Origin of the sequence: Pseudomonas sp. 58 R 3 (assembly GCF_900006605.1) — a bacterium.
In the GTDB taxonomy this organism is placed as follows: domain Bacteria; phylum Pseudomonadota; class Gammaproteobacteria; order Pseudomonadales; family Pseudomonadaceae; genus Aquipseudomonas; species Aquipseudomonas salomonii.
On sequence record NZ_CVTT01000025.1, the window covers coordinates 21,532 to 34,099 of the forward strand.

The window sequence follows — 12,568 nt, forward strand, 5'->3', positions numbered from 1 at the left end:
AAATTAGACGGCGGATCTTACTGAATAGTGCGTACTTTGACAAGTCAAAGGCAGCCGGATACAGACGCTATCGGGGGCTCGGGTCGGCGCGTCCGTTCAACGGCAAGATTCTTCGGCAGGCGGCGCATCACTTCCACTGCAGAAAGAGGTGGGCAATTATGCAGATTGCGAAAAAAAATTCAACCTGCTTTTATGATTGTTTTCCCCGAAGGAGTACCCGATGGATTATCGACAGCTGGGCCGCACCGATCTGAACGTAAGCGCGATCGCCTTGGGCACCATGACCTGGGGTGAGCAGAACAGCGAGGCAGAGGCCTTCGCACAGATCGAACGGGCCAAGGCCGCAGGGATCAACTTCCTCGACACCGCCGAAATGTACCCGGTGCCGCCTAAAGCCGACACCTATGCCACCACCGAGCGTTATATCGGTAATTACTTCAAGAGCCGCGGCGACCGTGCCGACTGGATCCTCGCCAGCAAGATCGCCGGCCCCGGCAATACCATCGACTACATCCGCGACGGCCACCTGCGCCACAACCGCAAGCACATCGTCGACGCCCTGGATGCCAGCCTCAAGCGCCTGCAAACCGATTGGATCGACCTCTACCAGCTGCACTGGCCGGAGCGCAGCACCAACTTCTTTGGCCAACTGAGCTACAAGCACAAGGACGAAGACGACCTGACCCCGCTGGAAGAAACCCTCGAAGCGCTGGACGAACAGGTCAAGGCCGGCAAGATCCGCCATATCGGCCTGTCCAATGAAACCCCGTGGGGCACCATGAAGTTCCTGGCCCTGGCCGAAGCCCGTGGCTGGACCCGCGCCGTGTCGATCCAGAACCCCTACAACCTGCTCAACCGCAGCTTTGAGGTGGGTTTGGCGGAAGTGGCGATTCGCGAGCAATGCGGCTTGCTGGCCTATTCACCGCTGGCCTTCGGCATGCTCAGCGGCAAATACGAAAACGGCGCACGCCCGGCCAAGGCGCGCCTGACCGAGTACAGCCGCTTCAGCCGCTACTTCAACCCGCAGTCGGAAGCCGCGTGCAGCCGTTATGTGGCCCTGGCGCGGGAACATGGCCTGGACCCGGCGCAGATGGCCCTGGCGTTTGTGACGCAGCAGCCGTTTGTGACCAGCAATATTATTGGCGCCACGAGCCTGGAGCAATTGGACAGCAACATTGCCAGTGCTGACTTGAAGCTGTCCAAGGAAGTGCTGGACGGGATTGAGGCGATTCAGAAGGATCATCCGAACCCAGCGCCTTGATTGACCCGCAATGATCGTTCCCACGCTCTGCGTGGGAATGCCGCCCTGGACGCTCCGCGTCCGCGCTTGAAGGTATGACGCAGAGCGTCACTGGGTGCATTCCCACGCAGAGCGTGGGAACGATCCGGTGGGCGTCAAAGCGCCCGCGCAATAATCTCCTTCATGATCTCATTGGTCCCCGCATAAATGCGCTGCACCCGCGCATCCGCCCAGGCCCGCGCAATTGGGTATTCCCACATGAAGCCGTAGCCACCGTGCAACTGCACGCACTCGTCGAGCACTTTGCATTGCAGGTCGGTGGCCCAGTACTTGGCCATCGCAGCGGTGGGCACGTCGAGCTTGCCTTCCAGGTGCAGCGCCATGCATTTATCGACAAACACGCGGCCGATCTGAATCTCGGTGGCCATCTCCGCCAGCTTGAAGCGGGTATTCTGAAAGTCGGCAATCGCCTTGCCGAACGCCTTGCGCTCGCGGGTGTAGTCCAGGGTCCACGCCAGCGCAGCTTCGGCGGATGACAGCGCGCCAATCGCCACCGTCAGGCGCTCCTGCGGCAGTTCCTGCATCAAATACGCGAAGCCCATGCCTGCCTGGCCGAGCAGGTTTTCCTTGGGCACGCGTACATCCTGAAAGAACAGCTCCGAGGTGTCCTGGGCCTTCATACCGACCTTCTCCAGGCGCTTGCCCTTGTCGAAGCCTGGCGTATCGGCTTCCACCAGAAACAGGCTGGTGCCCTTGGCGCCGGCCTTGGGGTCGGTCTTGGCCACCACGATCACCAACTCGGCGAGGTAGCCATTGGTGATAAAGGTTTTGGAGCCGTTGATCACGTACTCATCACCATCCGGCACGGCGGTGGTCTTCACACCTTGCAGGTCCGAACCGGCACCCGGCTCGGTCATGGCGATGGCCGTGACCATCTCGCCGGAGATCAATTTTGGCAGGTACTTTTGCTTCAGCGCCTCACTGCCGTAATGCAGGATGTAGGGCGCGACGATGTCCGAATGCAGGGAAAAACCAATGCCGGTGAGGCCCAGGCGGCTGATCTCTTCGATCACTACTGCGCTGTACAAGAAGTCTGCGCCCAGCCCGCCGTATTCTTCGGGCAGATGGGAGCACAGCATCCCCGCCTCCCCCGCCATGCTCCACAGGTTACGGTCGATATAACCCTGCTTTTCCCACCGCCCATGGAACGGCGCAGCGTGTTTTTCGAGGAAGGTGCGCACGCTCTCGCGGAAGAGTTCGTGCTCCGAGCTGAACAAGGTTCTGGGGATCATGGGTCACCTGCGTGGATTGTCGGACAAAGACCAGACCACAGAGCCTATGCCGCGAAGGCGTCACAGGACACTGGACACATGCGACAAAAAATAAGACGATCCAGCCGTCTGGTGACCACTTTCCCCTATAAGAATAAATGAAATTATGTCTAACCAAATCTCCACGCCCCTGCGGCGCGTCAGCATTTTGGCCATTGATCGGGTATTCGCTTCCACCCTCATGCAAGCCAAGGATTTCTTCCACCTCGCCAGCCTGCGTTATGGCAAACAGCAAGGCCTGGGCCTGACTCCGGCATTCGAAACGCGCCTGGTCAGCCCCGACGGGCAGTCGGTACGCAGCTTCAGCGATGTGATCATGCCGGTGGACGGCGGCCTGGAAAACGCCGACATCATCGTGTTGCCGGCCTTCTGGGATGACTTCGAAGCCCTGTGCACCCGCTACCCGCAAGTGCTGCCCTGGTTGCGCGAACAACATGCGCGTGGCGCGGTGCTGTGCGGCGAAGCCACCGGCGTGTTCTGGCTGGCCGAAGCCGGACTGCTCGATGGTAAAGAGGCGACCACTTACTGGCGCTTCTTCAACGCCTTCAGCGAGCGTTTCCCCAAGGTGCAGCTCAACCAGGACAAGCACCTCACCGACGCCGACAACCTGTACTGCGCCGGCGGCACCACCTCGGCGTGCGACCTTTACATCTATCTGATCGAGCGCTTCTGCGGCGCCAACATCGCCCAGGCGGTGGCCCGCGACATCCTTTACGAAGTGCAGCGCAACTACGCGCCAGGGCGCATCGGTTTTGGCGGGCAGAAGCTGCACCAGGACGTGATCATCCTGCAGATCCAGCACTGGCTGGAAGAGCACTTTGCCGACAAGTTCCGCTTCGAAGACGTCGCCCGGGAGCACGGCATGAGCATTCGCAACTTCATGCGCCGCTTCCAGACGGCCACGGGTGACAAGCCGCTGCATTACCTGCAACGGCTGCGCATCGAGACGGCCAAAGGCTTGCTCTCGGGCAGCCGCAAGAGCATCAAGACCATCAGCTATGAGGTGGGATACGACGATGCGAGCTTCTTTGCGCGGCTGTTCCGGCAGCATACCGAGCTGTCGCCAAACCAGTATCGGCAGCAGTTCCAGCAAGCCGCTTGAGCCCGGGTGTACACAGTCCCATGTGGGAGCTGGCTTGCCTGCGATAGCGGTATATCAGCGGATACACTTGCTACTGACACACCGCCATCGCGGGCAAGCCCGGCTCCCACAAGCGATCTCCATTGCTCTGGACACCCCCATAAAAAAGGCCTGCATCACTGCAGGCCTTGGTCATCTCATGCCCATCGCTTACGGCTTGTGCCCACGCGACAGGAACTCGTGGGATTGCATTTCCAGCAAGCGGCTCAGGGTGCGCTGGAATTCGAAGTTCAAGCGACCGCCCGTGTAGAGGTCCTTGAGCTCGACTTCCGCCGAGATGATCAGCTTGACGTTACGGTCGTAGAACTCATCGACCATGTTGATGAACCGCCGCGCGATGTCATCGGTAGTAACGCTCATCTGCTCCACGCCGCTCAAGATCACCGCGTGGAAGATCTTGCCCAACTCGATGTAGTCGTTCTGGCTACGCGGGCCGTCGCACAGCTGGCGAAATTCGAACCAGGCCACGTCATCGCAGGTACGCAGGGCGATGATTTCGCGGTTCTCGATCATCAGCTTGTCGTTTTCCACCGCCTGGGTGCATTCCGGCGTCAGCGCGCGGAAGCTTTTTTTCAGGCTTTCATGCGCCGCTTCGTTCAGCGGGAAGTGGAACAGTTCAGCCTGCTCAAGGTGACGCAGACGGTAGTCGACACCGCTGTCGACGTTGACGATCTCGGTGTTCTGCTTGATCAGCGCGATGGCCGGCAGAAAGCGCGCACGTTGCAGGCCGTCCTTGTACAAGCCGTCAGGCACGATGTTCGAGGTGGCGACCAGGGTCACGCCGTTCTTGAACAGCTCTTCCATCAGGGTACCGAGGATCATGGCGTCGGTGATGTCGGAGACGAAGAACTCATCGAAGCAGATGACCCGCGCCTCGTCGGAGAAGCGCTTGGCGATGATGGTCAGCGGGTTTTTCTCGCCCGGCAGCGTCTTCATTTCTTCGTGCACACGCTTCATGAAGCGGTGGAAGTGCGTACGCACCTTTTCCTTAAAGGGCAGTGCTTCGAAGAAGGTGTCGACCAGGTAGGTCTTGCCACGGCCCACGCCACCCCAGAAGTACAGGCCTTTGACCGGCGTGTGGTCTTTCTTGCCAAACAGCTTGCTGAACATCCCTGGCTTGTTGTGCGAGGCCGCGACCAGGTCGTCGTACAGGCGCTGCAAATGACGCACCGCATTTTCCTGGGCCGCGTCATGGAAGAACTCAGGGCGTTTCAGATCAGCTTGATATCGTTCTAGGGGCGTCATAATTTCGTTAGCAAGGCAACAAAAACGGGCCGTCACTGTAACGACGGCCCTGGATAATGGCAATCAACCCTTGGTCGGGTTAATCCTCGATGGGGGTCAACGCAACGCGCAAGGCGGCGATGGCTGCATCGCGCGACGTTTCGTCGGCAAAGTCAGCGCTATCGGCCACGGCCGCACCGTCCAGCCATACGCTGAAGCCTGTGGCCTCAGTACGTAGATCAAGCGCGTCGCCGTTTTGCAGTTGCTTGGTCACTGCGCCCGCTGTTTTGCCATCGGCAAAATTGCGCGACAACAGCAATTGCTCGCCCTCGGCCGACAGCAGGCGGAAGCGGAAACTACCGTCGTCTTCACGAAAGCTTACAAATCGCGCAGCTTTCGCGGCTTTCTTCTTGGCCGCCACCGGCGCGGCGCCCTGGTTGACGAACGAGCGCAGGCCCACGGCTTCACGCAGCTCGGCAAGGAACGGTGCGGCCACGGCGCGGGCTTTCTTGGCGCCGATCAGCAACAGGTCTTCCATGTCCGAGGGGCGCGACATCAACTGGTGGTAACGCTCGCGCGGCTCGCTCAGTTGGCTGTCGAGCAGTTGGAACAGGCGGTTCTTCGCTTCGCCCCAGCCCAGGCCTTGCAGCAGCTCGGCGCGGAACTCTTGTTCCTGAGCCTTGCTGGCAAATGCCTGGAACAAGGTGAACAGGTGCGAGTTGTCCGGGTCCTTGGCTTCGCCGGGCGCGCGCGAGTCGGTGACGATCCGCGAGATGGCGTCCTTCATGTCCTTGGCGCTGGTGAACAACGGGATGGTGTTGTCGTAGCTCTTGGACATCTTGCGGCCATCCAGGCCCGGCAAGGTGGCGACGCTTTCTTCGATCAACGCCTCGGGCATGGTGAAGAATTCTTTACCGTTGCCGAACAGGTGGTTGAAACGCTGGCCGATGTCGCGGGCCATTTCCACGTGCTGGATCTGGTCACGGCCCACCGGCACCTTGTGCGCGTTGAACATCAGGATGTCCGCCGCCATCAGCACCGGGTAGCTGTACAGGCCCATGCTGATGCCCGCGTCCGGGTCTTCACCGCTTTCGACGTTCTTGTCCACCGAGGCCTTGTAGGCGTGGGCACGGTTGAGCAGGCCCTTGGCGGCAACACAAGTCAGCAGCCAGGTCAGCTCGGGGATTTCCGGGATGTCGGACTGGCGATAGAAGGTCACCCGGTTCACATCCAGGCCACCGGCCAGCCAGGTCGCGGCGATTTCCATGCGCGAGCGCTGGATGCGCTGCGGGTCATCGCACTTGATCAGGGCGTGGTAGTCGGCCAGGAAGTAGAAGGAATCGGCATTCGCGTCCTGGCTGGCGAGGATCGCCGGGCGGATCGCACCGGCGTAGTTGCCCAGGTGCGGCGTGCCGGTGGTGGTGATGCCGGTGAGGATACGGGTACGAGTCGTCATGGGTAATCGCTTATCAGACTGCTATCAATTCGAGAGGCGCGGCAGCACCAGATCCTTGAGATCGGTGAGCTTGCCATGAAAAAAGTGTCCGCATTCTGCCACTTTCAGCAGCTCATGGGGGCGTTTGAGGGCGGCGGACCAGTCGTAGACCAGTTGAGGGTCGACCACTTCGTCGGTTTCCGGCTGGATCAGGGTCAGTGGGCAACCTTGGGGCAGCACATCGCTATCACGCAGGCGCATCACCGCAGCGGCGACCATAAACAGGTGCGCAAGCTTTTCGCCCTTGGCTTCCAGGCGGCCACCGAGGCTGGCCGCGACATAGCCGCCGAAGGAAAAGCCGAGCAGGGTAATCGGCAGCTCGGGGTGTTTTTCCCGCAGCCAGGTAGCCGCCGCTTCGGCATCGTCCACTTCACCGTTGGCCATGTCGTGAGTACCGGCGCTCGCGCCGACGCCACGGTAATTGAAACGTAAAGTAATCAAACCAGCATCGCGGGCAGTACGCTGCAGGGTCGAAACGACTTTATTGAGCATGGTGCCACCTTGCACCGGGTTAGGGTGGCAGATCAGCGCCAGGCCACGTGGCTCGGGGTGATCCAGGTACAAGGCTTCCAATTGGCCTACCGGGCCAGCGATCAAAACGGGGGTTTCACGCATGAGCAAGGAATGAACTCCGTGACCTCTCAAAGGGTCGACTCGTCTAGCTAAAAGTCTGTGCATGGCATCATTGCGAGCTTAATCGCGGTATACAGCGCAGGTTTGAGCCGTTAACGTAAAGCAAAGCCGTTTATAGAGGAAGGACTCGTGGAACACTCGCTCTTAGTTTGGTTGTTGCCGACTCTTGCCCTGGTTGCCGGTGTCGCCATTGGATTCCTGGTTGCCCGCTTGCTGCCGAATGCCGCGCCTAACCGCACGCAGCGTCAGTTGGATGACATTCAGGAACGTTTTGACAGTTATCAGAACGAGGTTGTTACCCACTTCAACAGCACCGCGACCCTGGTCAAGAAGCTCACTCAGAGCTACCAGGAAGTACAGGATCATCTCGCCGATGGCGCCAACCGCCTCGCCCTCGACGACATCACCCGCCAGCGCCTGCTGGCCGCGTTGCATTCCGATGCACCGCAAGCCCCACGGGAGCGCTTGACGCCACCGCGGGAAAATCAGGAGCCACCACGGGACTACGCGCCAAAAACGCCGAACGCCCCAGGCATGCTGGACGAGCATTACGGCTTGAAGAAGTAAGTTATTTTCAAGCAATAAAAAGCCCGGCTGATCGATGATCAGCCGGGCTTTTTTGTGGGTGCTTATTCTCAAGAACAGTGGAGATCCACTGTGAGAGCGGGCTTGCTCGCGAAAGCGGTGGATCAGTCAAAACAACTGCAACTGACAGACCGCATTCGCGAGCAAGCCCGCTCCCACATTTTGATCGAGCTCGCCTCAGGAGACGGGTTGCTCCTGCAACAGCCCCCCCTCAATCCGCACATGCCGCCCATGAAAACGCTTGAGGCTGCTGCGATGGCCGACACTGACGATACTCAACCCCGGCAGCTCATCGATCAACGCTTGATACAAGCTCGCCTCATCCTCTTCATCCATGGCCGAGGTGGCTTCGTCCATGTACATCCACTGCGGCGCGAACAACAAGGCACGGGCAAAGGCCAGACGCTGCTGCTCACCGGGTGAGAGCATCCGCTGCCAGTGGTTGGCCTCATCCAGGCGGCTGACCAGATGGGGCAAGCGGCAGGTTTCCAGGACCTGTGCATAACGTTCGGCCGGGTAGGTGCTGTCGTCTTGTGGATAACTCAACACGGCCTTCAGGCTGCCAATCGGCAAGTAAGGCTTTTGCGGCAGGAACAGATAACGCGCCGCCGGCAGGCGAATGCTGCCGTGGCCCGCCGGCCACAAGTTGCCCATGGCGCGCAGCAACGTACTTTTGCCGCTACCGGAACGCCCACTGAGCATCACGCGCTGGCCAGGCTCTACGGTCATGTCGGCGTCGGTGAGCAGATGGCGGCCGTCGACCAGGTCCATGCCCAGGTCTTTGACCACCAGTTGCTCGCCTTGCGGGCGCACATCAATGGCCGGAGCACGTTGCTCGTTTTCGCTCATGGCCTGGTGGAAGCTCAGCAAACGGTCACTGGTCGCGCGCCAGCTGGCCAAATCGGAGTAAGCGGTGATAAACCAGCTGAAATTGCCCTGCACATTGCCGAATGCGGAGTTGATTTGCATCAGCTCGCCCAGTTCGATCTTGCCGGAGAAATAGCGCGGTGCCGCCACGATAAACGCAAAGACGATTGCGATCTGCTCATAACCGGCGGTGAAGAAGGTCAGGCGCTTGGACACTTTCATGATGTCCCAATAGTTGTGCCAAACCTTGCCGAACCGCGCACTCAAACGCTGATTTTCGTTTGGCTCGCCATTGTACAAAGCAATGCTTTCGGCATTTTCCCGCACGCGCACCATGGAGAAGCGCAAGTCTGCTTCGAAACGTTGCTGCTGGTTGCTAAGACCGATCAAACGACGACCGATCAGGTGCGTCAGCCAACTGCCGACGGCGGCATACAGCAATGCGCACCAGAACATGTAGCCGGGGATGGTGATACCGAACACTTCGATGCTGCCCGACACGCCCCACAGAATGATCGAAAACGACACCAGGCTGACGACGTTGCGCAGCAGCCCCAGACTCAAGCTCAACGTCGTCGACGTGAAGTTATTGAGGTCTTCGGAAATACGTTGGTCCGGGTTATCGGTATAACCGCCCTGTTCCAGCTGGTAGTAGTTCTTGTGGCTAAGCCAGCGCGCGAAATACTTTTCGGTGAGCCAGGCACGCCAACGAATCGTCAGCATCTGAGTCAAGTACAGGCGGTAGACCGCAGCGACAATCGCCACGGCGGCGAGCATGCAGAAATAGCCGATCAGTTGCCAGAAGGCGGCCGTGTCCTTCTTCTCCAGGGCGTTGTAGAAGTCCTTGTACCAATGGTTGATCCAGACCGAAAAGGCCACACTGAACAGCGAAAGAGCAATCACTGCTGCCAGCAATACCCAGGCTTTGCCCTTCTCTTCGCTGCGCCAGTAAGGCGCTATCAGCGCCCAGGTTCGGCGAAAAAAATGCCCACGCACCGCGTCGTTGACCGCGGAATACTCAGCGTTCTGATTCATCGTTCAGGCTCTGTAAGAAAATGTGACAGGCGTTTGAACCGATCATAGACGATCGGTTCAGGGCTCCGTGCAGCCTGAAGCGGATTGTTCAGACTTTGTTCAGCGCCGTACCGGGCGTTTCTGCAACTTGCGTTGCAGCGTACGTCGGTGCATGCCCAACGCGCGGGCGGTAGCGGAGATATTGCCTTCGTGTTCGGTCAGCACGCGCTGGATGTGTTCCCACTGCAGGCGGTCCACCGACATCGGGTTTTCCGGCACCAGGGTGTCGAGGTCGGCGTGCTCGGAGAGCAAGGCAGCCAGCACGTCGTCGGCGTCGGCCGGCTTGCACAGGTAATTGCAGGCACCGCGCTTGATGGCCTCGACGGCGGTGGCGATGCTGGAGTAACCGGTGAGGATCACCACGCGCATTTCCGGGTCCAGCTCCAGCAGCTTGGGCAGCAACACCAGGCCGGAGTCACCGTCCATTTTCAGGTCGAGCGCGGCGTAGTCCGGCAGGTCGGCCTGGGCGATGGTCAGGCCTTCTTCAGCCGAACCTGCGGTGCTCACGCGAAAGCCACGACGGCTCATGGCGCGCGCCATCACGCGGGTAAAGGTGGCGTCGTCATCTACCAGCAACAGGTGCGGCAGTTCTTCGCCTTCGACTTGGATCTCGTCACTCATCGATATCTCCTCGTGCGACACGGGGCAGGCGCAGCTCGGTGAGCGTGCCACCTTCCTCATGACTATAGAGCTTCACTGAGCCGCCCGCGCGGGTCACGCTGGCCTTGCTCAAAAACAGGCCGAGGCCGAAGCCTTTGCCCTTGGTGGTAAAGAACGGTTTGCCGATCTGTTCGGCAATGGCCAGCGGCACGCCCGCGCCGTGGTCACGAATACTGATGGTGACGTTTTCCGCGTCCCAGTCCAGCTGTACGCCCAGGCCTTCGGGGCAAGCGTCGGCGGCGTTGTTCAGCAGGTTGAGCAAGGCCTGGGTCAGGTCCGGCGGCGGCGCCATGCGCGGCACACTGCCCTGCCCTAATAGATGAAAACGGTAACTGGCTTCGGGACGCATCAGGTGCCAGCGGTTCAGGGCTTCGTCGAGCCACTGGGTCACGTCCTGCATCTCTACCGCCAGGCGGCGATTGGCTTCGGCCGCGCGCACCAGTTGCTGCAAGGTCTGCTTGCACTGCTTGACCTGTTCGCGCAACACACCGAGGTCTTCTTGCAGCACCGGGTCGTGATGGTCCTGGGTCATTTCGTTAAGCAGCACGCTCATGGTCGCCAATGGTGTGCCCAATTCGTGGGCGGCGCCGGCGGCTTGAGTGGCGACGGCCAGCAATTGCTGGTCGCGCAGGCCTTCTTCGCGGCGAATAGCGCGCAGTTCTTCCTGACGGCGCAGTTCTTCGGCCATGCGTGCAGCGAAAAACGTGATCACCGCAGCAGACAGCGCGAAGCTCAGCCACATCCCGTAGATCTGCAGGTTTTCGCGGGCGATGGGAAAGGTTTGCAGCGGATAGAACTGCGCCAGCAGCAAGGTATAGAGCGTCAGCGCAATTCCCGACAGCACCACCGAGTAGCGCCATGGCAAGGTCACGGCGGCGATGGTCAGTGGCACCAGGTAATAAGAAACGAACGGGTTGGTGGAACCACCGGAGAAATAAAGCAACACACTGTGGATAAACAGGTCGCAGGCCAACTGGAGCGCATATTCCAACTCGGTCACCGGCCACGTAGTGCGCAAACGGATGGCGGTGAACGCGCACAGCACCGTGGAAAACGCCAGGGTCACACCCAGTTGCAGCCACGGCAGCGGCAGCAGGTCGAACCAATAGGCAAGCCCGACGGAGCCGGCCTGTGCGGCCAGTACCAGGGTACGGATGAACGTCAGGCGCCAGAGGTTCTGGCGTGTGGCGGAAGTCAGTTTTACGGCGGCGAGCATGAGCTCTCCCGGTGAGCGCTGCAGGCGGATCGGCACGAGTATAAACGAAGCAGACCCGCTGGCACGGCGCGTGTGGCTCTTTGACGCAGGCCGGCCAAATGACCGTTCGTCGGCACCACCACCACTTGTAGCGAATGTGTAAACCCGAAGAACCCGATGCCACCGTCTACAGTCTTAACCAACACGACTACCTCAAGGAGCTTCCATGTCTCGTTTCACTCGCAGTGCAGCTGTTATCACCCTCGGCGTCGCCACCCTGGCCAGCCTGCCTGCGCTGGCAGCCGAAGGGCTGAACTACAACCAGATTTCCCTGCGCGCCGAGGTCAGCCAGGAGGTTGCTCGCGACAAGATGATCGTGACGCTTTACACCGAGTCGCAAAACGCCGACCCGGCCAAACTCGCCGCAGAAATCACCACCACCATGAACAAGGCGCTGGGCCAGGCGCGCGAAGTCAAGGCTGTGACCCTGCGTCAAGGCAGCCGTAACAGCTACCCGATCTACGACAACAAGAACCAGAAGATTACCGGCTGGCGTGAGCGCGCCGAACTGCGCCTGGAAAGTGCCGACTTCCCTGCCCTGTCCAAGCTCACCGGCGAGCTGCTCAATACCTTGAAAATGGAGAATATGGACTTCGCCATCGCGGATGCCACGCGCAAGTCCAGCGAAGACGCGTTGCTTAAAGAAGCGGTTGCCGCATTCAAGGCCCGCGCGCAACTGGCCACCGATGCACTGGGCGGCAAGGGCTACAAGATCGTCAACCTTAACTTCAACACCAACGGTTACCCGATGCCTTACGCCCGTGGCGGCATGATGATGAAGGCAGCCATGGCGGATTCGGCCCCCACACCGGAAGTGGAAGCGGGCACCAGCCAGGTCAGCATGAGTGCTGATGGGGTGATTGAAGTCCTGCAGTAAGTCTTACGATTAAAAAACGGTGCAGCCTTGATGGCTCGCACCGTTTTTTTTTGATTGTTTAATTTGGAGGACGGCGAGCTGTCAGTTTTTTCCCAAACGCCGTAGGCCGCGCCTTATAGAGGTTATTTTCGTACAACGTACCCGCCTGCCGTGGAACCCTGCGCAAGTATTAAACCACCCAGTTAC

At 59.8% G+C, this 12,568-nt stretch carries 11 protein-coding genes; 4 read left to right on the plus strand and 7 right to left on the minus strand.

Features of this window, described 5'->3' with window-relative positions:
• Nucleotides 1–220: 220 nt before the first annotated feature.
• Nucleotides 221–1,261, plus strand: a complete 1,041-nt coding sequence (locus BFP92_RS02680) for an NADP(H)-dependent aldo-keto reductase (protein ID WP_065911578.1) — start codon at nt 221–223, stop codon at nt 1,259–1,261.
• A gap of 134 nt (nt 1,262–1,395) precedes the next feature.
• Here BFP92_RS02680 and BFP92_RS02685 read toward each other — a convergent pair whose 3' ends face one another.
• Nucleotides 1,396–2,532, minus strand: a complete 1,137-nt coding sequence (locus BFP92_RS02685; protein WP_065911580.1) for an acyl-CoA dehydrogenase family protein — start codon at nt 2,530–2,532, stop codon at nt 1,396–1,398.
• Nucleotides 2,533–2,752: 220 nt separating this feature from the next.
• Here BFP92_RS02685 and BFP92_RS02690 point away from each other — a divergent pair, with 220 nt between their 5' ends.
• On the plus strand, nt 2,753–3,673 hold the full coding sequence (locus BFP92_RS02690) for a GlxA family transcriptional regulator (protein WP_170875816.1): 921 nt from the start codon (nt 2,753–2,755) through the stop codon (nt 3,671–3,673).
• 189 nt (nt 3,674–3,862) lie between these two features.
• Here the strand turns inward: BFP92_RS02690 and zapE are convergent, their stop codons facing one another.
• The 3 genes from zapE to BFP92_RS02705 form a co-directional block, all read right to left on the minus strand.
• The gene (gene zapE, locus BFP92_RS02695; protein WP_065911585.1) at nt 3,863–4,957 is read right to left on the minus strand and encodes a cell division protein ZapE; all 1,095 of its coding nucleotides are present in this window, start codon (nt 4,955–4,957) and stop codon (nt 3,863–3,865) included.
• Nucleotides 4,958–5,036: 79 nt separating this feature from the next.
• Nucleotides 5,037–6,392: a tryptophan--tRNA ligase gene (locus BFP92_RS02700; RefSeq protein ID WP_065911587.1), complete on the minus strand. Its 1,356-nt coding sequence runs from the start codon at nt 6,390–6,392 to the stop codon at nt 5,037–5,039.
• 24 nt (nt 6,393–6,416) lie between these two features.
• A complete protein-coding gene (locus BFP92_RS02705) occupies nt 6,417–7,046 on the minus strand; it encodes an alpha/beta hydrolase (RefSeq protein WP_065911589.1) in 630 nt (209 codons plus the stop codon).
• A 147-nt stretch (nt 7,047–7,193) separates the two neighbouring features.
• Here BFP92_RS02705 and BFP92_RS02710 point away from each other — a divergent pair, with 147 nt between their 5' ends.
• Nucleotides 7,194–7,631, plus strand: coding sequence for a Z-ring associated ZapG family protein (locus tag BFP92_RS02710; protein ID WP_017138275.1), 438 nt, complete (start codon nt 7,194–7,196; stop codon nt 7,629–7,631).
• A 195-nt stretch (nt 7,632–7,826) separates the two neighbouring features.
• On the opposite strand, the gene BFP92_RS02715 is transcribed toward BFP92_RS02710, so the two are convergent.
• From BFP92_RS02715 to BFP92_RS02725, 3 genes are all read right to left on the minus strand, one after another.
• Nucleotides 7,827–9,551: an ABC transporter ATP-binding protein/permease gene (locus tag BFP92_RS02715; protein WP_065911591.1), complete on the minus strand. Its 1,725-nt coding sequence runs from the start codon at nt 9,549–9,551 to the stop codon at nt 7,827–7,829.
• Between the two features lie 99 nt (nt 9,552–9,650).
• Nucleotides 9,651–10,211, minus strand: coding sequence for a response regulator transcription factor (locus BFP92_RS02720; protein ID WP_003171731.1), 561 nt, complete (start codon nt 10,209–10,211; stop codon nt 9,651–9,653).
• Complete coding sequence (locus tag BFP92_RS02725) at nt 10,204–11,466, minus strand: ATP-binding protein (RefSeq protein WP_017138277.1); 1,263 nt, start codon at nt 11,464–11,466, stop codon at nt 10,204–10,206. Before BFP92_RS02725 ends, BFP92_RS02720 begins: the two co-directional genes overlap by 8 nt.
• 205 nt (nt 11,467–11,671) lie before the next feature.
• Here BFP92_RS02725 and BFP92_RS02730 point away from each other — a divergent pair, with 205 nt between their 5' ends.
• A complete protein-coding gene (locus BFP92_RS02730) occupies nt 11,672–12,382 on the plus strand; it encodes an SIMPL domain-containing protein (RefSeq protein WP_065911593.1) in 711 nt (236 codons plus the stop codon).
• The last annotated feature ends 186 nt before the right edge of the window (nt 12,383–12,568 follow it).